16 protein-coding genes and 1 tRNA gene are annotated in these 20,018 nt (G+C 64.8%); 13 read left to right on the top strand and 4 right to left on the bottom strand.

What is annotated here, in order from left to right:
• The first annotated feature begins 162 nt into the window (after window positions 1-162).
• Window positions 163-238: transfer RNA gene (locus ETR14_RS13560), tRNA-Thr, on the top strand.
• Window positions 239-283: 45 nt separating this feature from the next.
• Here the strand turns inward: ETR14_RS13560 and ETR14_RS13565 are convergent.
• Window positions 284-649 (bottom strand): hypothetical protein, encoded by a 366-nt coding sequence (locus ETR14_RS13565; RefSeq protein ID WP_129385330.1) that lies wholly within the window; start codon window positions 647-649, stop codon window positions 284-286.
• A 237-nt stretch (window positions 650-886) separates the two neighbouring features.
• Between ETR14_RS13565 and ETR14_RS13570 the strand changes: the two genes are divergently transcribed.
• From ETR14_RS13570 to ETR14_RS13585, 4 genes are all read left to right on the top strand, one after another.
• Window positions 887-2,929, top strand: coding sequence for an ATP-binding protein (locus ETR14_RS13570; protein WP_129385332.1), 2,043 nt, complete (start codon window positions 887-889; stop codon window positions 2,927-2,929).
• Window positions 2,926-3,669, top strand: coding sequence for a LytTR family DNA-binding domain-containing protein (locus ETR14_RS28375; protein ID WP_165356434.1), 744 nt, complete (start codon window positions 2,926-2,928; stop codon window positions 3,667-3,669). The genes ETR14_RS13570 and ETR14_RS28375 overlap by 4 nt, the downstream gene beginning before the upstream one ends.
• A 133-nt stretch (window positions 3,670-3,802) precedes the next feature.
• Complete coding sequence (locus tag ETR14_RS13580; RefSeq protein ID WP_129385334.1) at window positions 3,803-4,447, top strand: hypothetical protein; 645 nt, start codon at window positions 3,803-3,805, stop codon at window positions 4,445-4,447.
• Window positions 4,448-4,599: 152 nt separating this feature from the next.
• Window positions 4,600-5,013 (top strand): response regulator, encoded by a 414-nt coding sequence (locus ETR14_RS13585; RefSeq protein WP_129385336.1) that lies wholly within the window; start codon window positions 4,600-4,602, stop codon window positions 5,011-5,013.
• 156 nt (window positions 5,014-5,169) lie between these two features.
• Here the strand turns inward: ETR14_RS13585 and ETR14_RS13590 are convergent, their stop codons facing one another.
• On the bottom strand, window positions 5,170-5,454 hold the full coding sequence (locus tag ETR14_RS13590; protein ID WP_129385338.1) for a hypothetical protein: 285 nt from the start codon (window positions 5,452-5,454) through the stop codon (window positions 5,170-5,172).
• A gap of 101 nt (window positions 5,455-5,555) precedes the next feature.
• Between ETR14_RS13590 and ETR14_RS13595 the strand changes: the two genes are divergently transcribed.
• The 4 genes from ETR14_RS13595 to ETR14_RS13610 all read left to right on the top strand — a co-directional run bounded on the left by ETR14_RS13595 (window position 5,556) and on the right by ETR14_RS13610 (window position 14,031).
• Window positions 5,556-8,054, top strand: coding sequence for a TonB-dependent receptor domain-containing protein (locus tag ETR14_RS13595; RefSeq protein WP_129385340.1), 2,499 nt, complete (start codon window positions 5,556-5,558; stop codon window positions 8,052-8,054).
• 303 nt (window positions 8,055-8,357) lie between these two features.
• Window positions 8,358-10,835 (top strand): TonB-dependent receptor domain-containing protein, encoded by a 2,478-nt coding sequence (locus ETR14_RS13600; RefSeq protein WP_129385342.1) that lies wholly within the window; start codon window positions 8,358-8,360, stop codon window positions 10,833-10,835.
• Between the two features lie 283 nt (window positions 10,836-11,118).
• Window positions 11,119-12,855, top strand: a complete 1,737-nt coding sequence (locus ETR14_RS13605; protein WP_206185829.1) for a methyl-accepting chemotaxis protein — start codon at window positions 11,119-11,121, stop codon at window positions 12,853-12,855.
• A 135-nt stretch (window positions 12,856-12,990) separates the two neighbouring features.
• Entirely contained in the window at window positions 12,991-14,031 is a 1,041-nt protein-coding gene (locus ETR14_RS13610) for a DUF2332 domain-containing protein (protein WP_129385343.1), read from the top strand.
• A gap of 116 nt (window positions 14,032-14,147) precedes the next feature.
• On the opposite strand, the gene ETR14_RS13615 is transcribed toward ETR14_RS13610, so the two are convergent.
• A complete protein-coding gene (locus ETR14_RS13615) occupies window positions 14,148-14,402 on the bottom strand; it encodes a hypothetical protein (RefSeq protein ID WP_165356435.1) in 255 nt (84 codons plus the stop codon).
• A gap of 354 nt (window positions 14,403-14,756) precedes the next feature.
• On the opposite strand from ETR14_RS13615, the gene ETR14_RS13620 reads away from it, so the two are divergent.
• From ETR14_RS13620 to ETR14_RS13630, 3 genes are all read left to right on the top strand, one after another.
• Entirely contained in the window at window positions 14,757-15,827 is a 1,071-nt protein-coding gene (locus ETR14_RS13620) for a polysaccharide pyruvyl transferase family protein (protein ID WP_243455514.1), read from the top strand.
• Entirely contained in the window at window positions 15,814-17,226 is a 1,413-nt protein-coding gene (locus ETR14_RS13625; RefSeq protein ID WP_129385349.1) for a Coenzyme F420 hydrogenase/dehydrogenase, beta subunit C-terminal domain, read from the top strand. Before ETR14_RS13620 ends, ETR14_RS13625 begins: the two co-directional genes overlap by 14 nt.
• An 89-nt stretch (window positions 17,227-17,315) precedes the next feature.
• Window positions 17,316-18,599: a serpin family protein gene (locus tag ETR14_RS13630; RefSeq protein ID WP_243455919.1), complete on the top strand. Its 1,284-nt coding sequence runs from the start codon at window positions 17,316-17,318 to the stop codon at window positions 18,597-18,599.
• 7 nt (window positions 18,600-18,606) lie between these two features.
• On the opposite strand, the gene ETR14_RS13635 is transcribed toward ETR14_RS13630, so the two are convergent.
• Complete coding sequence (locus tag ETR14_RS13635; RefSeq protein ID WP_206185830.1) at window positions 18,607-18,912, bottom strand: YciI family protein; 306 nt, start codon at window positions 18,910-18,912, stop codon at window positions 18,607-18,609.
• 108 nt (window positions 18,913-19,020) lie between these two features.
• Between ETR14_RS13635 and ETR14_RS13640 the strand changes: the two genes are divergently transcribed.
• The gene (locus ETR14_RS13640) at window positions 19,021-20,016 is read left to right on the top strand and encodes an SPFH domain-containing protein (protein WP_129385355.1); all 996 of its coding nucleotides are present in this window, start codon (window positions 19,021-19,023) and stop codon (window positions 20,014-20,016) included.
• Window positions 20,017-20,018: the final 2 nt, after the last annotated feature.

Below are 20,018 nucleotides of genomic sequence, written 5' to 3' on the forward strand. Positions count from 1 at the left end.
CCTCTCATGGCAAAGTTTCAGCTGCAGCCATGGACGATGCGTGGTTGAGAATCGGTTAAGCGTTACCCCCGTGACGTCCGTTCGGAGGCTTGCGGTCGACGACGCGAACCGGCGCTTGTCATGCCCGCCGCGCATTGCTAGAGGGCCGGCTCTTCCGGGAGCGCCGCTTTAGCTCAGCTGGTAGAGCACATCATTCGTAATGATGGGGTCACAGGTTCGAGTCCTGTAAGCGGCACCACCGACGTCCTGCAGATGGGCGTCGTACTCGATCCGGATCTTCGCCTCAGCTTCGCCCGACAGACGTCCGTCGAACCATCCCGTCCCTATCATAGTCGATGCGGAGAATCTCGAAGCTCGGGCCGACTTCGCTGCGGCCGAGGAAATAGATGTCGGCGGCGGGGCCGGTCGAATCGGGTTCGCCCAGCACACCGCGAACACTCGGTCGGGCCGCACCTGGCACGACTCCGGCTTTTTCGAGAGCGCTCACCATTGCGGCGCGGCGGTTCGCACCGTCGTAATTGCCCCGCTCGGCGGCCCATGTCTGCCGGTCGAAGCTGGTCCGCCCTCGATCGCAGCTGGAGAGAGCGATCGCGATCCCGATCGCCAGGACATTGCCCATCATGGCAGTGCCGGATCTTGCCAAGTCCATCCATCCGCCTTCTTTGCCCGGTGCGATCTTCGTACTCCGGCGGCTGCCAAGTCTGCAATCGGCCAAGGCGGGTGCTTTTCGTCGCGCCGGATCTGCCTTTGGTCGAACGCACGGCGGCGCCATCGCCAAAGGCTCGAAGCCGGACGCGGACGACGTCATTGCCGCGTGCGACCAATGGCGGCTTGACCGTGTCCGGTCCCGTTTGTTGTACAGCCTGCCTGACCGGAGACGTCGCGAATGCCTCAATCACAGCCCGACGCCCTCGTTCCATCGGCGGACACGCACGAAGGCTTCCTGGCCACGCTCCGCGATCACCTCCGCAACGAAGTCGACAGCGACGTGATCCTGGATCAGACGTCGAAGCGCCTCGGCGTCCATTTCGGTGCCAGCCGCGTCGGCTATATGGAGTTCGACGAGAGCGCCTCCGAGATGGTCGCGCGGAGCCATTGGACCGACGGCAGTGTCGTGGAGATGGTCGGCCGCTTCTCGTTCCCGGCGTTCGGCGCCGCGATCACGACGTCGCATCGCGCCGGTGAGATCTGGGTTCAGGACTCGCTCGACAACCCGCGCCTGGACGCCGAGGGGCGCGCCGCCTGTGCGGCGTTCGACATCGATGCCGCGATCACCGTGCCTTTGATCAAGAACGATCAGCTCGTCTCGATCCTCTCGGTTCAGCAGAAGACGCCGCGATCCTGGTCCCGCGCCGACGTCGATCTCGTCGCCGAGGTTGCCGAGCGCACCTGGGCCACATTGGAACGCGCCAAGGCCGAAGCCGCACGGCGGGAAAGCGATGCCTTGCTGTCGGCGATCATGACTCACGCGCCGATCGGCATCTACCTGAAGGACGAAGACGGCCGGTACCTCATCGTCAATCCGGAGGTGGCGCGGCGGCTCGGCCGCGGGCCGGCCGAACTCGTCGGCAAGACCGCTGCGGACCTGGTGGCGCCGGAGCGTGCCCGGGAAATCGCGCGGCTGGACGGCGAAGTGCTGTCGAGCGGGCGGTTGCGCGTGATCGAGCAGCGCCTTGGCGATAGCGACGAGGTTGCGCTGGCAATGCGCTTTCCCGTTCAGATCGACGCGGATTCCCCATTCCGGCTGGCCGGCTTCGACGTCGACATCACTGCGCTGAAGCGCGCGGAGCGCGAACTCGAACGCTCGCGCGAGGCCCTCTACCAGTCCGAGAAGCTCAACGCGCTCGGATCCCTGCTTGCCGGCGTCAGCCACGAACTGAACAACCCGATCGCGATCATCCTCGCGCAGGCCGAGTTGCTGGAGCTTCAGGCAGCGGGCACCGCCGCCGCCGAGCGGGCGGGGAAGATCCGCCGTGCTGCCGAGCGATCGGCGCGGATCGTCCAGACCTTCCTTGCGATGGCGCGGCAGCGCAGCCCGCGGCATGCGCCCGTCGCGATCAACGATGTGGTCAATGCCGCCCTGGACCTCACCGAATATGGCCTCCGATCCAGCGGCATCCGGCTCGAGCGGCAGCTCGCACGCGATTTGCCCCTGCTGATGGCCGATGCCGACCAGCTTCATCAGGTGATCGTCAACCTCATCGTCAACGCGCAGCAAGCGATGCAGGACCTATCCGGTCCACGGCTCTTGAATGTCGCGACGGCGGCCGGCGAGAAGGAGGGGACTCTATGCGTCGACATCTCCGACACCGGGCCCGGCGTGCCGCTGCACCTGCGCCGTCGAATTTTCGAGCCCTTCTTCACCACCAAGCCCCAGGAAATGGGAACCGGCGTCGGCCTCTCCTTTTCGCAGGGGCTCGTCGAGGCCCATGGCGGCCAGCTTGAAGTGCACGATCATGGCGGCGGAGCCCTGTTCCGGATCAGCCTGCCGATCGGGGAGATCGTCGTCGAACCGGTTGCCGCCGATCCGGTGATCGCCCGCCAGGACGTGAAGCGTACGGCCCTGATCGTCGACGACGAGCCCGATATCGCGGAAGCGCTCGCGTCGCTGCTCCAAATCGAGGGATATCGCTGTACGATCGCCGGCGGCGGTGAGGCTGCGCAGACACGGCTCCGCGCCGAGGACTATGATCTGATCGTCAGCGATTTGCGGATGCCCGACATAGACGGCGCCGCCTTGTTCACCTGGCTGCAGCGCGATCGTCCGGATCTGGTTCGTCGCTTCTGCTTTTCCACCGGCGATACGCTCAGCCCCTCGGCCGCACGTCTGCTCGCGCGGGCGGGACGCCCTTTTCTCGAAAAGCCGTTCACCCGTTCGGGGCTGCATCAGCTGCTTGAAGAGATGGTCGCGGCGGAGAGCGTTGCGTGAACGGGCGGCCGCATGTCGCGATCGTCGACGACGAGCCGGATCTGCGAGAATCGATAGCATCCTATCTGCAGGCGCATGGCTTCGAGACCTCCGAAGCCGAGAATGGCGCTGCTCTCGACGCCCTCCTCGCCGTCCGTTCGGTCGATGCGATCCTGCTCGACGTCAACATGCCCGGAGAGGACGGCTTCAGCATCGCGCGCCGGCTTCCCGCCGCCACCTCGGCACCGATCATCATGCTGACGGCGCGGTCGGAGCTGGTCGACCGGGTGGTCGGCCTGGAACTCGGTGCCGACGATTACGTCAGCAAGCCGTTCGAACTCCGAGAACTGATCGCCCGGGTCCGTGCGGTGCTTCGCCGGGCACAAGTCCGCGCGCCCCTGAAACCGGGGCAAGCCCCTGAAGCACCCTATCATCAGGAACTCTGGGTGCAGGATCGTGGCGCGCTGGTTCGTGTGGCGGTTGCGGACATCGAGCTGATCCGCGCGGATCGCGATTATGTGATGTTGCACACGCAGCACCGTTCCTACCTTTTGCGCACCACCATGGATGCGCTGGAAAGAACGCTCGATCCGGCCGAATTGCTGCGGGTGCATCGCTCGGCATTCGTCCGACCCTCAATGGTCCGCGAGTTCCGACGCGCGGCCCGGGGCGGCAATCTTCTCCTTGCCAATGGTTCGGCCGTGCCGGTGGGGCCTCTCTATCTTTCGGCGGTGATGGCGACGCTCAATCTGTCGGGCTGACCCCGAGGGCAGGGCGTGCCGCCTGCTTCCTTGTCACAATTGACACAAATTCCACGGCGGCGCGACGCCGGGCTGGCACATCGGCAGCCTAGCGTGCGCATCGATGATCGGCGGGGGCCGATGGGGAGTGAAGATGCGTCACAACGCCGTTGCCGATGCGCCGGGAGTCACCGTCCATGTCGTCGGCAGGCTATCTGCCCATAAAGGCCTTGCCCCACGCGGAGTCCTCTCCTGCCGCGAACCCGGCGGCTGCGAACTTTCGCTGGTCAGCAAGCGCAAGGGGCTATTCGCCGTCATCGTGCGGACCGCGGCCGGCGAGGAGCATATGCTGCCGATCCCGAGCTGGCGACCGGTTCCCGAGGAGCGGCTGATGCATCTGTCGATCGGCATTGGCGTACTCGCGCGAAGACTGGCGCTCGTGCGGCTGAACGTCGACGGATCCACTCTGGTCGAAACCGCGCTGGCTGTAGCCATCGATCCGCGCGCCGACTGGCGGGAGCGGCTCGGGCGAGCCGGCGGCGGCCGCGCCGCGGCAAGCGACTTCGACGTCCGGGAGGTCCGCCGAGTCGAGATGTTCCTCGGATCGGCGTGGGAACGGCGCCTGTCCGATGCCTATGCGGCCAAGTGGAATCTCGCCTCGGACGACGGCGGCGAGGCCGCGCCGCCCTTTGCCCGATTAAGCGTGTCGTCTGACCGACCGGCACCGGTCGGCTGGAGCGGGTCGGAGCCGCTGCGGGATCGCTGCTTCGGCCTTTCGCCGATATGGGAAAGCGCCTGAAGGCACATGGGGCGGGCGCACCGGATGGAACCCGCTTGTTATCGGCGCGTTTGGGTCGCGCTTGGGTCCATCTTCTGGGCGTGGGGTGTTTTCGTGCGCGTATCGTTGCCTGGTGAAAGCCTCTCGACGTGCTTTCGGCTAGGAAGATTGTGATGTCCGTTCTTTCGGGTGCCCGTATCCTGATCGTCGAGGACGAATTGCTCATCGGCCTGATGCTTCAGGAGGCGTTCGAGGACAACGGCGCCGATGTCTTATGGTCGCAAACCGATCAGGGCGCCTATGACGTCCTCGATGCCGATGGTTCGCGTATCGATCTGCTGATCACCGACATCAATCTTCGGGAAGGGACGACCGGCTTCGACGTTGCGCGCCATGCCCGCGCGCTGAACGATCGCATCGGCGTTCTCTATCTGAGCGGCGAAGTCGCGTCGGCGGCAATGCGCTTCGGAGTCGAGGGGGGGCAGTTTCTCTCCAAGCCGATCACCCAGGGCAAGCTGATCGCGGCCGCCGCCACCCTGCTCGGCCGTCCGCTCACCGTCGCCCCGCAGCCGACCGAGCCTCGCTGACGCTTGGTTGGCGAGGGCGCGGATGGCGCGTAATCGGCCAGCCGCCTGCCAATTGGCACCGGGTGCTATCGTGTTGCAGAAATCGTCCGCAAGGCGATGGAAGTCAGCCGATCTGCGAAATGAGCGAGACTTCCCAATCGGTTCGAATATAGTGCATCACCCGGCAATATTTGCCGGGTCGTTGTTTTTTCTTCGAAATAATTGCGTCATGAGCCCGTTCCGGCTGGCTGGCCGGCTATAGTAGGCGGGAAGGGATGCGAGCGCATCCTGCACAGGAAAGACGTTGCACATCGACTGAATGAGCGCGCCGGGCGCGTGATGATCGCTGAGGACGCTGCACGTGCAGCGAACGGCAGCGATCGAGCGTCCTGGAGCGGCAAGAGCCTTCGCCACATCGATGTCCTTCTTTGCCCGCAGCAGCGCGCTGCGGCTGTCGGACATCTGCGCGGCAAGGCTTCCACCATGCAGATCGCGCGTGTGGCGAGACCGAGCCCGGACGGAGCGGCCGATCGATCCTGTACCATCGCCGGAGTAGGACCGTAATGCGTAAGTATCTGCTTTTGTTTGCTGCAGCGCCGTTTGCGCTGGTTTCTCCCGCCCTCGCCGAAACGGCTTCCGTCCAGCAGGACGCCGAGGCAACGGCCGACAAGGCACCTGAAAAGGAAGTCTTCTCCACCGGCGTGGCCAAGGGCCGCGACCGTCTCGACAGCGCCACCTCCACCAGTTCGCTGCGCGCCGCCGAGATCGAGAAGTTCGGCGCGCGTTCGCTCGCCGAGATCCTCCGCAACATCCCGGGCATTCGGGCCGAAGCGGTCAACGAGGGCAATTCCAGCTACTCCATCCGCGGCTTGCCGCTGGCATCGAGCGGTGCCAAGTTCCTTCAGTTCCAGGAAGACGGCCTGCCGGTGCTCGAGTTCGGCGACATGTCCTATGTCTCGTCCGACCTATTCCTGCGCGCCGACTTCAATCTCGGTGCGGTTGAAGCCATTCGCGGCGGCTCGGCCTCGACCTTCGCCTCCAACTCGCCGGGCGGCCTCATTAATTTCATCTCCAAGACCGGTGATGTCGAGGGCGGTGCCGTCCAGGTGACCAAGGGCCTCGACTATGGCGAGAACCGCGTCGATTTCGACTACGGTTCGAAGATCAGCGACACCCTGCGGTTCCACATCGGCGGCTTCTACCGCTCGGGCGAAGGCCCGCGCCAGGCCGGCTATACCGCCTGGAAGGGTGGCCAGGTGAAGCTCAACGTCACAAAGCAGTTCGAGGGCGGCTATGTTCGCCTCTACGCCAAGCTCCTCGACGATCGCACGCCGGCCTATCTGCAGGCGCCGGTCGCAGTGACGGGCACCAATTCGGATCCGGATTTCAAGAGCGTCGCCAACTTCGACATCAAGAAGGACAGCTTGCTGTCGCGCAACATCACCAACGTCATCGGCCTCGACGGCGACAACAATCTGTACCGCGATGACGCCCGCGACGGCATGCACGCGGTTTCGAAGACGCTTGGACTGGAAACCCAGTTCGACGTTGCCGGCTGGTCGATTAGCGAGAAGTTCCGCTACGCCGACAATCGTGCGCAGGTCATCCAAAATTTCCCGGCAACCATTGCTCCGGCTGCGATCCTTGCCACCACGCTCGGCGGTCCAGGCGCTCGCTTGAGCTACGCCACCGGCCCCAATGCCGGCCAGGCGATCGCCGACCCGGCGTCGCTCAACGGCAATGGCCTGCTGTCGCTGTCGCTGCTCCAGAACTTCAAGTTCAACAGCACCGACAACGTCACCAACGACATCCGGGCGAGCCGCGTCTGGGACATCGCCGGGGGCGATTTCACCACCACTGCCGGCTTCTACAAGTCGCGGCAGTCGCTCGATGCGGACTGGCTGTTCGCGTCGATCATCACCGACGTGCGCGGCGATGGCGATGCGGCGCTGATCAACGTGACCAGCGCGAATGGCGTGCGCCAGACCCAGGACGGCTACTTCGCCTACAGCGCAGTGCCGGTGACCACCGGCTATCGCCGCAAGTACGACGTCGAATATGACGTGTCGGCGCCTTACGCCTCGATCAACTTCCACAAGGGCAAGATCGCGATCGGCGGCAGCATCCGCTACGACATCGGCAAGGTGAACGGCTCGCTGTACGGGTCCGAACTCGGCGCCGGTCGTGTCGGCGTCACGGCGTACGACATCAACCAGGACGGCGTGATCTCCGCCGCCGAAAGCCGCACCGGCATCCTGCCGCTGACCAATCCGGCGCCGGTGGATTACGATTACGATTATCTGAGCTATTCGGCGGGTATCAACTTCCGCATCGCCGAGCCGCTGGCGGTGTTCGCCCGCTACAGCCGGGGCGGCCGCGCCGCTGCTGACCGGATCCTGTTCACCTCGGCGGTGAGCCCGGTCGACGGCAGCTTGACCGACCCGAAGAATGCCTATGACGCGGTGAAGCAATCCGAGCTCGGCCTGAAGTTCCGCAAATCGGATTTCACAATCAACGTCACCGGCTTTCTTGCCGACACCGGAGAGCGCAACCTGCAGATCAACACCGCAGCCAACGGTTCGGTGCAGGTCGAGCGCATCATCCGCAAATATCAGGCAAAGGGCGTCGAGTTCGAGGGCGGCTATCGCCATGGCCCGTTCAGCCTGACCGCCGGGGCGACCTATACCGATGCCGAAATCAAGGATGACGAGTTCAACCCGACGGTGATCGGCAACCGGCCGCGGCACCAGGCGAACTTCATCTTCCAGGCGACCCCGCAGGTCACCACCGACATGTTCACCGTCGGTGCGAACTTCGTCGGCACCACCAGCAGCTATGCGCAGGATACCAACCTGCTCAAGATGCCGGGCTACACCCTGGTCGGAGCGTTCCTGCAGTTCCGCCCCACCGAGCGGGTGCAGCTGTCGCTGAACGCGAACAACCTGTTCGACAAGACAGCCTTCGTCGAAGTCACCCAGGCGGCGATCCCGGCGAGCGGCATCGTCACGGCACGTGCTCTCAACGGTCGCACGATCTCGACCTCCCTGCGCTTCGCCTTCTGATCCGGGCAGGCGGCGGACTGCATGTCGCGCCGCCGCCCGATCGTGCGCGGGCCGGCGTCTTCGCAGCCGGCGCAGTATCATAGAAGTAAAAACAAGAACCCGCTGGGACGCCTGCGTCCGGCGGGTTTTTGTCTTATGCCGATCATCGGCAGGTGGTGATGTTCGGAATAAGTAAAATTACGAAAACGTCCCTTAACGGAAAGACTTCCGGCGCTGTGTAGGGACGATATCGGTTCTGCGGCGGCAGTTAACTCCCAGCTTGTGTCCGCCGGTTTCGGAAAATGAAGGTTCAGGGGATTCAATATGCGTAAGTTGTTTTTGCTGCTCAGTGTTGCGCCGGTGGCCTTGGCCGCGCCGGCGATGGCAGAAGTCGCGACGGCAGGTGCCGTCGAACAGTCCGGCGCCGAAGCGCCGGCCGATTCTGGGGCGGCCAAGGAAGTCTTCTCCACCGGCGTCGCCAAAGGTCGCGATCGTCTGGACAGCGCCACCTCCACCAGCTCGCTCCGCGAAGCCGAGATCGTCAAGCTCGGTGCCCGCTCGGTTGCCGACATCCTCCGCGACATTCCGGGCATCCGCGCCGAAGCGGCGAATGGCGAGGGCAATGCGAACATCACCATCCGCGGCCTCCCGCTCGCGTCGAGTGGCGCGAAGTTCCTGCAGCTGCAGGAAGACGGACTTCCCGTGTTCGAATTCGGCGACATCAGCTTCGCGACCGCCGACACCTTCCTCCGCGCCGACTTGAACTTGGCCGCCGTCGAAGCGATCCGCGGCGGTTCAGCGTCGACGTTCGCGTCCAACTCGCCCGGCGGCATCGTCAACTTCATTTCGAAGACGGGCGAGACCGAAGGCGGCAACGTCGAAGTGACCGCAGGTCTCGATTACGAGCAATATCGCGTCGACTTCGATTATGGCGCCAAGCTCAGCGAGACAGTGCGCTTTCACATCGGCGGCTTCTACCGCCTCGGCGAGGGCGTACGCCACACCGGCTTCAACGCCACCGAAGGCGGCCAGGTGAAATTCAACGTCACCAAGGAGTTCGATGGAGGCTACGTCCGCCTGTACGGCAAGTATCTGAACGATCGTTCGCCGAGCTACGACACCGTGCCGCTGGCGGTGACCGGGACCAATTCGGATCCCGAGTACAAGAACGTCGCCGGGTTCGACGCGCGTCATGACACGCTTTATTCGCGCAACTACCAGGACAATCTGACGCTCGACGGCAACAACAATGTGCGCAGCGACGACATGCGCCAGCATGCCATCGCCAAGACGATCGGCCTTGAGGGCAAGTTCGAGCTGGCGGGCTGGGACGTAACCGAGCGGTTCCGTTTCGCCAACATGTCGGGCCACTATATCGGTATTGCTTATGCCGGCTTCATGCCTGCGGCGGTGCTGCCGATGGCGTTCGGCGGACCGGGCGCAACCGCCTTCTTCGCCAATGGCGGGAATGTCGGTCAATCGATCGGTAACCCGATGACCCTCAACGAGAACGGCCTCGCCGCTTTGCTGATGGTTGCCAATACCGACCTCAACAGCGTCAACAATGTCACCAATGACATTCGCGCAAGCCGCGTTTGGGAGATCGGTCGCGGCGATCTGACCACCACGGCCGGCTTCTATAGCTCGCACCAGACGATCGACACCGATTGGCTGTGGTCGACCGTGTTCTCGGACATCGCCGACAATGGCGATTCACACCTGCTCGACATCGTCACCGCCACGGGCGCCAAGATCACGCAGGACGGCGTGTTCCAATATGGCGGTCTCGGCGGAGGGCTGCGCCGCAGCTACGATCTCGGCTACACCACCAACGCTCCGTTCGGCTCGATCAACTACCATATCGGCAAGATCGCCATCGGCGGCAGCCTGCGCTACGATTTCGGCAGCGCAAAGGGCTCCGTCCAGGGCGCCGAACTCGGCGGTGGCCGCATCGGCCTCGCGCCGCGCGACATGAACGGCGACGGCGTCATCTCGATCGCCGAGCAGCAGGTTTCGGTACTTCCGCTGTCGACTCCGGCTCCGCTCGATTACGACTATGATTATCTGTCCTACTCGGCGGGTATCAACTTCCGCATCGCAGAGCCGCTCGCGGTGTTTGCGCGCTACAGCAAGGGCGGCCGCGCCAACGCCGACCGTCTGCTGTTCAGCCCGGTGATCGGTGGTGATGGCGACATCCTCTACCCGCAGCTGGCAGTCGACAACGTCAAGCAGGCGGAAGCCGGCGTGAAGTACCGGAAGGGCGGTCTGACGCTGAACGTGACCGGCTTCTGGGCGAAGGCCGCCGAGACCAACATCGACACGACCAACGGCCAGCCGATCGTCCGCGACTACAAGGCAATGGGTGCCGAGTTCGAGGGCGGCTTCCGCAAGGGACCGGTCAGCCTCACCGCCGGTGCAACCTACACCGACGCGGAGATCCTCTCGGATTTCGTCAATCCGGCGATCGAGGGCAACGTTCCACACCATCAGGCGAAGCTGATCTTCCAGGCCACTCCGCAATATTCGACCGATCGCTTCAGCATCGGCGCGGTGTTCATCGGGACGACCGGAAGCTACGCGACGGACGACAATCTGCTGAAGGTGCCGGGTTACGTCACCACCAACGCCTTCGTGCAATTCCGTCCGACCGACCGGGTGACTTTGTCCGTCAACGCCAACAACCTGTTCGACGTGCTCGCGATCACGGCGATCGACGATCCGACGGTCCCGGCCGGAGGAGTGGCTCGTGCGCACGTGCTCACCGGCCGCACCGTCTCGACCTCGGTACGCTTCTCCTTCTGAGGCGGGAAGGATGGCCGGACCCGTCGGGTTCGGCCATCCGATACCGAAGTGTCGCGAGTTAAATCACGCAAGCGCGGGCCCCTGGTCGGCTCCGTTCTATAATGGATCTGATATCCAGGGGCGAAGGGGCGGATGTCCTGCCGCCTCTCCTTCTGAGTTGAACCGGAAGTGCCCGCAGCCCAGCCGCAGGCACATCCGGACCTTCCAGTTCGGGCTCCAAGCGAAAGTTGCTATGATGTTGAAATCCATGAAGATCCCGAGAAAGCTTGGCCTTTCTTTCCTCATGATCTGCGCCTCCGCCGCGATCGTCATGCTCGTGTTCTTCGTGAACATCTCGATGATCAGCACGTCGACGGACCGGAACAATATGAGCCAGTCGATCCACGCCAAGGCGCTGGCGCTGGAGACCTCGATCCTGCGGCAGAACAGCCAGTTTCGTGGCTTTCTGGTCACCGGCGACACGACGTATCTGAAGTCCTACGACGAGGGCCGCGAGGAATATGACAGCACCTCGGCGGAGCTCGAGACGCTGCTCACCGATTCGGCGCAGAAGGCCGCTTTGCTCAAGTCACGCGAGGAAACCCTTGCCTGGCGCAAGAAGTGGGGCGATCGCCTCATCGACCAGGTCAAGGCGGGCCAGCGCGATGCCGCCCAGGCCGAAGTACGCTCCGCCGGCAAGGCCGTGCTGACCAGCGCCGCCGTGCTGCCGCTGCGCGACATTCGCGAAGCGCAGGTCAAGCTGATCGACGAGAATTCGGCCCGCCAGGAAGGCGCGATCAGCACCGCGCGCATCGTGCTCGTCCTCGGCGCCATCGCGCTGATCGGCATCGCCATCACCCTTGCGATGATGCTGACCCGGATGATCGCCCGCCCGGTCACCCGTCTGACCGCCAGCATGGCCGATCTGGCCGCCGGCAAGAACGACATTGCCGTGCCCGACACCGATCGTGCCGACGAATTGGGCGACATGGCCAAGGCGGTGCTGGTGTTCCGTGACGCCGCGGTGGCGCAGGAAAAGGCATCCGCCGAAAAGGTCCGCTCCGAGGCCGCCCAGCAGCAGGTCGTCAGCGATCTTGCCCAGGCGCTCGGCAAGATGTCGGCCGGCGATCTCACCGTCACCCTCGCCAATTTCCCGGCCGAATATCGCAAGCTCGAGGAAGACTTCAACGGCGCACTCGGCGCGCTTCGCGAAGCGATGGGGTCGATCGCGCTTGCCACCGGCAACATTCATGGCGGCTCCGGCGAGATCAGCCAGGCCTCGGACGATCTGTCGCGCCGCACCGAGCAGCAGGCCGCCTCGCTTGAGGAAACCGCTGCTGCGATGACCGAGATCACCGCGACCGTGCACAACAGCGCGGCGGGTGCGAACGAGGCCAACAAGCTGGTCCGCGCCACCCAGGCGGATGCGCAGGAGAGCAGCAAGGTGGTCGGCGATGCCGTCGCCGCGATGGCCGAGATCGAAAAGAGCTCGCAGGAGATCACCAAGATCATCGAGGTGATCGACAAGATCGCTTTCCAGACCAATCTGCTCGCGCTCAATGCGTCGGTCGAAGCCGCGCATGCCGGTGAAGCGGGTCGCGCCTTCGCGGTCGTCGCCAACGAAGTGCGGGCGCTTGCCCAGCGCTCAGCCGATGCTGCGCAGGAGATCGGCACGCTGATCTCGAACAGCTCCAAGCAGGTCGATGGCGGCGTCGCCCTCGTCGGCGAGGCCGGCAAGGCGCTCACCCGGATCATCGGCTCGGTCGACGAGGTTTCCGGACTCGTCAGCCAGATCGCGATGGCGGCAGACCAGCAGAGCTCGGCGCTGGCCCAGGTCAACAGCGCAATCAGCGAGATGGACAAGGTCACCCAGCAGAATGCCGCGATGGTGGAGGAGAGCAACGCCGCCGCGCGCAGCCTCGCCGATGAGGCGACCGGACTTGCGAGCCTCGTCGGCCGGTTCAACACCGGCACCGACGCGGCCAGCCGCTCGGCACGTTCGGCGCCGGCCCGCGCGCTGCGCGCGGTCGGCGGCCGGTAAGCGTCTCGGCGCACGACACTTGGCAAGGCTCGCAGCGGTGACATGTCGCTGCGAGCCTTCGTCGTCCAGGTCCCGATTTCAGAACAAGCCGCGAACGGACAGCCTCGGCAAGACCGGTCGAGCGGGGAAAATTGCATGAACATGATGGCCAAAATCGCCGACCAGAGCGAACTCTGCCGGCAGGCCGGAATCGCGCGCGCGCTCGGATCTCCGTTCGTCGCGGATGTGCTGGAGGCAAGTCACCGGCAGCTGCGCAAGGCGCCGCGGACGGCGGATCTGTTTGCGAACTGGCCGTGCGATCCCTCGGCGGCGGCCCTGGCGATGCGCTTCAACGGCGCGCTTCACGCGCTGGCCCGTCGCGGCATGCCGCCGGCGCTGAAAGCGCTCTATCGCCGCGAGCATGACGATTATGACGGCGCGATCGGCGCGGCGCTTGTTGCCGGAGACGATTTCATCGCCGAATGGATGCGCGATCCGCCGCAAACCAACGAAGTCGGCCGAGCCGCCGCAATCGGTGCGGCGTTGATGGTGGCACGGCGCAAGTTCGGGCTCCCGTTTGAGCTTCTGGAACTCGGCTCCAGCTGCGGGCTCAATCTCAATCTCGCGCGCTATGCTTATGATCTCGGCGGGCTTTCCGCCGGAACCCCGGACTCGCCGGTGCGAATCGCGCCGGAATGGCGCGGATCGCGCCCGGCTTGTGCCCCGATCGAGGTTCTCGCGGCCCGAGGAGTCGACCTGAAGCCGCTCGACGCCGGTGACGAGAAGACCCGGGAGCGGCTCTTGTCCTTCGTCTGGGCGGACCAGCCGAAACGTGCCCGCCGGCTTCAATATGCGCTCGCCGTGGCGCGGCGCCATCCGCCACGGATCGATCGTGCCGACGCCCCTTCGTGGCTGGCCGAACGTCTCGCATCGCCGCAGGAGACCGGGCGGTGTCGGGTCGTCTTCCACTCGATGGTGCTTCAATATCTGACGGACGACGACCGCGCTCATGTACTTGATGCGATCTGCCGCGCGGGCGCAGAGGCGACCCTGGAGCGGCCGCTCGCCTGGATCGCATTCGAATGGACTCCCGAGCGCAGCGAGGTTCGGTTGTCGCTGACCTGCTGGCCCACTGGTGAGACCAGGACCCTGGCAATCTGCCATCCATACGGCGACTGGATCGATTGGCGCGGCTGACGAGATCGGCGCGTCGCTACGACGCAAAAAAAGAAGCACGACCCGATCCGTGATCAGGTCGTGCCTCCAATTTCAGATTAGATCTTCCCGTTCCATGCCGGGGAGACGAAATCCGGTTACGGCGTGACCGGGGTACCCGGGTTCAGCGGGCCGTCATCGCCGAAGATCTCGTCCTCGAGCAGGATCAGCGCCAGCAGCGTCGCGAAGAACACGCCGGCAAGGACCATGCCGCCACCGCCGAGCAGGTTGTTGCCTTCGCCAGCAGACACCGTCTCTACGGCCGGCGCCGGGGCTGCGCTCTGTGCCAAAGTTGCCGTCGGGGCAACGATCATGGCGCTCGCAATGAAAGCAGACAAAATTCTCGATTTCATGTAAATATCTCCCCTGGGCGGCTTTCGAGTCTGCTGCCACTAGGGAAGCTCAACGTCAACCACCGAATTTGGTCGCAACGGTCTATCGCGACTTTTGAACCGCTTGTCGAGGGTTTCGTCCATTCTGGTGAAGAAAGCATGGCGCGCAGCGACGCAGGGGCGGGCGCGGCGGATCGTTCGCCTCAAGCAAGCGGCCGCTCGGCGGAGTCGGCGCACCATCTGCGGTCGTCCGTTGACTTGCCGCTGACCCTGCGGGAAGGAGCCCCGGTGCGGCGGAACCAAGGACGGGGCGACGCATTGGCGAGCCGTCATTCCTCCCCATCCTCATCGAGGTTCTGCTTGGCCGATCGACCCGTGACCGCTGTTCCCAAGATCGGCATCCTCACCTTTCACCGCTGCATCAATTACGGCTCCTACTGGCAAGCGCGTGCGCTCGTCGAAGGGCTGCGCGGTCGCGGCCATGATGCGGTCCTGCTCGATCACCATTGCGAGCAGGTGAACCGCGTCGAATGGCGCTGTGCGTTCCAGCCCCTGTTGCCGCAACGATCCGCCCGATCGGACTTCCCCTTCTACAAGGAGAAGGCCCGCAAGATCATCGACGCCGTCGACCGACTGCCGCGCTCCTCCCGCTTTTCCCTCCATGCGCCGGGCGAGATGGACCGCTACGATCTGGTGGTGGTCGGCAGCGACGAGGTCTGGAACATGCGCCATCCCTGGTATGGCGGGAAGCCGATCTTCTACGGCGCCGGGATCGAGGCCGGCCGTCTTGCATCCTACGCGGCGAGCTTCGGCAATCACGATGCCTCGGAGGGGCTCGACCAGGCCTGGGCCGAGAAGCTGCGGCGCTTCTCCGCCATTTCCGTCCGCGACGACAACAGCCGTTCGCTGGTGCGCGAGGCGCTCGGCGTCGAGCCGGCACTGGTGCTGGATCCCTGCCTTCAATTTCCTCCGGTGACGCCGGAGCCGGAACAGGAGCGGGAACGACCTTATGTCGCCCTCTACGGCCACAATTTCCCGGACTGGTATGGCGATGCGGTGCGGGCCTGGGCGGATGCGCGGGGATATCGGATCGTCAGCGTCGGCTATCGCAGCCCGTATGCGGACGAGCAGGCGATCGACGCCGGACCCGACGAGTTCTCGAGGCTGATCGGCCGCGCGGCTGCGGTCGCGACCAACTTCTTCCACGGCTGCGTTTTCGCGCTGCTGCACAACCGACCCTTCGCCGCCGTTTCGTCCGCTTATCGCTCGAACAAGGTGCGCGACTTGATGCGCACCGTCGGTGCCGAACCGCACCTTACCACGATGCCGGGCGATGCCTCCCGGATCGGTGATCTGCTCGGGACACCGCTCGATCCCGGGATCGGAGATCGCATCGCCGCCCTCCGCCGGCAGTCGGATACCTACCTTGCGCATGCGCTCGCCTGAGACGCCTGCGCTCAGCCCGCGCGACATCGTCGGCTCCGGCCTGTGTATCGGCTGCGGCGGCTGCGCCGCCGGGGCGAAGCCGGCCGGCGCGACCATGGAATGGGACCGCTACGGCCAGTTGAAGCCGACCGGGCCGGAAAGCTGGTATCGCCAGCGAACCCCCGAATTCGCACGCCTCTGCCCCTTCTCGCCGGCGGCGCGCGACGAGGACAGCATCGCCATCGCCCTCTATCCCGAGGCACGGGTCGTCGACTCCCGGATCGGGCGGTTCGAGGAAGCCTATGTCGGCGCGGTTTCCGAACAGGATTTCCGCACCGCCGGCAGCTCGGGCGGGATGGTCACCTGGATCGCCGCCGAGCTCCTGCGCCGCGGCCTGGTCGACGGGGTTGCGCATGTCGCACCCGCCGCCGATCGCGCCGCAGAAGGCCGCTTCTTCGGCTATCGCATTTCGCGAAGCCAGGCCGATGTGCGGGCAGGCGCCAAATCGCGTTACTATCCGATCGAGCTTTCCGCCGTGCTCGACGAGATACGGGCGGTGCCTGGTCGTTACGCGGTGGTGGGGGTTCCCTGCTTCATCAAGAGCGTGAACCTTCAGCGCGCCGAGGACGAAATCCTGCGCGAGCGCATCACCCATACGCTTGGCCTGTTCTGCGGCCACATGAAGAGCGCCCGCTTCGTCGAGAGTTTCGCGTGGCAGTTGGACGTGCCCTTCGACGCAGTGAAGGCCGTCGAATATCGGATGAAGAATGCCGATCGTCCGGCCAATTGGTATACCGCTCACCTGACCTTGCAGGACGATCGCACCGTCTGGCAGGATTGGTGGCACCTGGTCGACGGCGACTGGGGTGCGGGCTATTTCCAGAATTCGGCGTGCAACTTCTGCGACGACGTCGTCGCCGAAACCGCCGACATCTCGTTCGGCGACGCCTGGGTCGAGCCTTATTCCTCGGACGGACGCGGGACCAACGTCGTCGTCGTGCGGGCGCCGGAACTCCATGCCATCGTCGAAGAGGCGATCGCCGGCGGCCGGCTCGCGCTCGAGACGGTCGATGCCGAGTTCATCGTCGGCACCCAGGCGGCAGGCTTCAGGCAGCGTCGCGAGGGCCTCGCCTGGCGGTTGGCGCATCGCCGCCGCGGCACTCGACCGCGTAAGCGCGTCCCGCCTGCGGCGGCAGGGCTGCCGCCGCGCCGCAAGCTCATCTACTGGATGCGGGCGCGGATCAGCGCCTGGAGCCACCGCATCTTCTTCCTCGCCCGCGAGATCGAGCGTCCGTCGCTCTACATCCGGTGGGGCCGCGCGACGCTCGCGCTCTATCAGGGCCTGACCTATTCGCGCGGACGCATCGGCGCGGCGATCGACCGCATCGAGCGGAAGCTCACGTCGTCAGGGGAGCGCTGAGGCGTCTCGATAAGGCTGCGTTTACCGCTCCTTTGCGATCCGGCAGGCTAACTCACCTCGGGAGGGGCGAAATGGCCAGCTGCTTTCGAATGGTAATAGGCGCGGCGCTGCTTGCAGCAGGGGCAGCCGCATCGGCGCAGGAGCCGGACCTCGGGGTGGTCGAGGAGGTGGATCGGCCGGTGGCGGCGGTACTCGGACCTGAGGGCGAGGCCGCAATTGACGGACTGAACGCATTTTCGCTCGATTTCTACAAGGCTTCGGCGAGAGGTGACGGCAATCTCTTTCTCTCGCCGGCGAGCGTCTCGACAGCCATCGGCCTCGCATATCGGGGGGCTGCGCGCGCAACCGCGGACGAGATCCGCAAGGTCCTCCATTATCCTCTGCCGCCGGCGGCGTTCGCAGCCGTAAACGGCGAAGTGCTGCGGACGATGAAGATCGATGCGCCCGGCCGCACATTGGCCGTCGCGAATCGGCTGTGGATCCAGAACGGGCTGCGGCTCTCGGATCGTTATGTCGCGGATATGGAGAGCCATTATTCCGCCGGCCTCGCGCGGGCCGACTTTGAAGGCGACGCCGAAGCCGCAAGGACGGAGATCAACCGGTGGGTGGAGCAGCAGACTGGTGACCGCATTCGTAAGCTGATCCCGCAAGGGGCGGTTTCCGCGGGCACGAAGGCTGTGTTGGTCAACACCATCTACCTCAAGGCGCAATGGGCCTCACAATTCAGCAAGGCAGAGACCCGAGAAGGGCCCTTCAAGCTGGTCGACGGCGCGATTCGTCAGGTGCCGCTGATGCACCAGCGCGCAGCTTTCCGAATCACCTCGTGCGAAGGTGCGCAGCTTGCCTCGCTCCCGTTCCGCGCCGGGGAGCTCGAGATGCTGGTGCTTCTACCATCGTCACCGGCAGGGCTGGCCCGTGTCGAGAAGCGGCTTGGCTCGGACACATTGGCGGCCTGTCTCGACAAGTTGGGCGAGGCATCTGCGCGCGACACCATTCTGACTCTCCCCAGATTTCGACTGGGATGGAAAGGAGTACTTAATCCCGCGCTCGAAGAGCTCGGGCTCAAAGTGGCGTTATCCAGCGAGGCGGATTTTTCCGCCATGAAAGTGGTCGACGCGAACAGCGCCGAGACCAACGATCATCCAGTGACGCTTGGAACCATCCTTCACCAGACCTTTCTGGACGTCGACGAGCTCGGATCCGAAGCTGCGGCCGCCACCGCCGTGGTCGGCATCGTCGTCACCGGAACGAACCGCAAGCCGCTGCCGCCAGTCGTCTTCCGCGCTGATCATCCGTTCGTGCTGCTGGTGCGCGACACCCGCACTGGCGCGATCCTGTTCATCGGACGCTACGCTGGGCCTCCGCCCGGGTGAACCGGCCTCAGACCCGTCTCTGCCCGTCCGCGAAGACCTGACGCCAGCTCAGGATCGAGACGCTCTTCCGGAGACCGGTCGGCCAGAACGGATCGGCTTCCACCAGGGCCTGAACGGCCTCGCGATCCGGGGCATCGACGATCCAGAGGCCGCCGGCGGCCGCATCGGCAATCTCGTCGCGGAGCGGTCCGGCACTTCGGATCGTGTCTCCATTCCGAACGAGGAATTGCAGATGCTCCTCCATTAGCCGCGCGCGCGCATCGGCGTAAGCGGGATCGTCTTCCAGCAGCACCACGTACATCTTTGTCTCCATCTTCCGGGCCGCCGAGTTGTACGCGGGAGTGGCCTCACGCGCAAAAAACGGGTTTATCCCCGTTCGCGCCGTGTTAGGATGGTAGAACACCAGCGCGGGGACATTCAGATGGGCATGTTCGATTTCCTTTCGAAGCAATTCGTCGATGTGATCGATTGGGTCGAGCAACCCGGCGATCTCGCCATCCGCTATCCGATGCAGGATCGCGAGATCCAGAACGGCGCGCAGCTGACGGTGCGCGAAGGCCAGGCGGCTGCCTTCGTCAACGAGGGCCAGGTGGCCGACGTTTTCGGCCCCGGGCTCCATACGCTCGACACCGCCAATCTGCCGGTGCTCACCGCACTCATGAACTGGGACAAGGCCTTCAAGTCGCCGTTCAAGTCCGACGTCTACTTCTTCTCGCAGAAGGAGCAGATCAACCAGAAATGGGGAACCTCGCAGCCCGTCACCGTGCGTGACAAGGAATTCGGGCCGCTGCGCATCCGCGCCTTCGGCACCTATTCGTTCCGCATCGAGGACGTCAGCGCGTTCGCCGTGCGGCTGATGGGAACGCTGGAGCGGCTGCGGGTCGAGGATGTCGAGCCGCAGCTGCGCGCCGCCGTTGCGACGGCGATCGCAACCGGCCTCGGCGGCGGCGAGATCGCGTTCCTCGACCTTGCCGCGAACCAGACCAAGCTTTCGGAGGCAATCAAGGCGGCGGTGACACCGGTCTTCGCGCAATGGGGCCTGGGGGTGCACAGCTTCTTCGTCGAGAGCCTGTCCTTGCCCGAAGAGGTGCAGAAATATCTCGACAAGAGCAGCTCGATGCGGGTGCTCGGCGATCTCGATCGCTACGCCAAGTTTCAGACCGCCGAAGCGATCGGCACGGCCGCGGCGCAGCCAGGCGGGATCGCCGGGCTCGGTGCCGGCGCGGCGGCGGGCGTGGCGATCGGCCAGGCGATGGCGAGTGGCCTCGGCGGGGCGGCGGCGCCGCAGACGGGCGCGCAGCCTGCGGAGGATCCGTTCGCGCTGATTGAAAGGCTGCACAAGCTGCTGACCATCGGTGCGATCAGCCAGGAAGAGTTCGACAGCAAGAAAGCCGAACTGATGGGGCGCATCCGCTAGGA

The sequence above is a fragment of the Sphingosinicella sp. BN140058 genome (assembly GCF_004135585.1).
GTDB lineage: Bacteria > Pseudomonadota > Alphaproteobacteria > Sphingomonadales > Sphingomonadaceae > Allosphingosinicella.

Bases quoted from the DNA above. Each gene is read 5' to 3' on its own strand.
- ETR14_RS13565 (WP_129385330.1), bottom strand. From the start codon at position 649: ATGGACTTGGCAAGATCCGGCACTGCCATGATGGGCAATGTCCTGGCG.
- ETR14_RS13570 (WP_129385332.1), top strand. From the start codon at position 887: ATGCCTCAATCACAGCCCGACGCCCTCGTTCCATCGGCGGACACGCAC.
- ETR14_RS13580 (WP_129385334.1), top strand. From the start codon at position 3,803: ATGCGTCACAACGCCGTTGCCGATGCGCCGGGAGTCACCGTCCATGTC.
- ETR14_RS13585 (WP_129385336.1), top strand. From the start codon at position 4,600: ATGTCCGTTCTTTCGGGTGCCCGTATCCTGATCGTCGAGGACGAATTG.
- ETR14_RS13590 (WP_129385338.1), bottom strand. From the start codon at position 5,454: ATGTCCGACAGCCGCAGCGCGCTGCTGCGGGCAAAGAAGGACATCGAT.
- ETR14_RS13595 (WP_129385340.1), top strand. From the start codon at position 5,556: ATGCGTAAGTATCTGCTTTTGTTTGCTGCAGCGCCGTTTGCGCTGGTT.
- ETR14_RS13600 (WP_129385342.1), top strand. From the start codon at position 8,358: ATGCGTAAGTTGTTTTTGCTGCTCAGTGTTGCGCCGGTGGCCTTGGCC.
- ETR14_RS13605 (WP_206185829.1), top strand. From the start codon at position 11,119: ATGATCTGCGCCTCCGCCGCGATCGTCATGCTCGTGTTCTTCGTGAAC.
- ETR14_RS13610 (WP_129385343.1), top strand. From the start codon at position 12,991: ATGAACATGATGGCCAAAATCGCCGACCAGAGCGAACTCTGCCGGCAG.
- ETR14_RS13615 (WP_165356435.1), bottom strand. From the start codon at position 14,402: ATGAAATCGAGAATTTTGTCTGCTTTCATTGCGAGCGCCATGATCGTT.
- ETR14_RS13625 (WP_129385349.1), top strand. From the start codon at position 15,814: ATGCGCTCGCCTGAGACGCCTGCGCTCAGCCCGCGCGACATCGTCGGC.
- ETR14_RS13630 (WP_243455919.1), top strand. From the start codon at position 17,316: ATGGTAATAGGCGCGGCGCTGCTTGCAGCAGGGGCAGCCGCATCGGCG.
- ETR14_RS13635 (WP_206185830.1), bottom strand. From the start codon at position 18,912: ATGGAGACAAAGATGTACGTGGTGCTGCTGGAAGACGATCCCGCTTAC.
- ETR14_RS13640 (WP_129385355.1), top strand. From the start codon at position 19,021: ATGGGCATGTTCGATTTCCTTTCGAAGCAATTCGTCGATGTGATCGAT.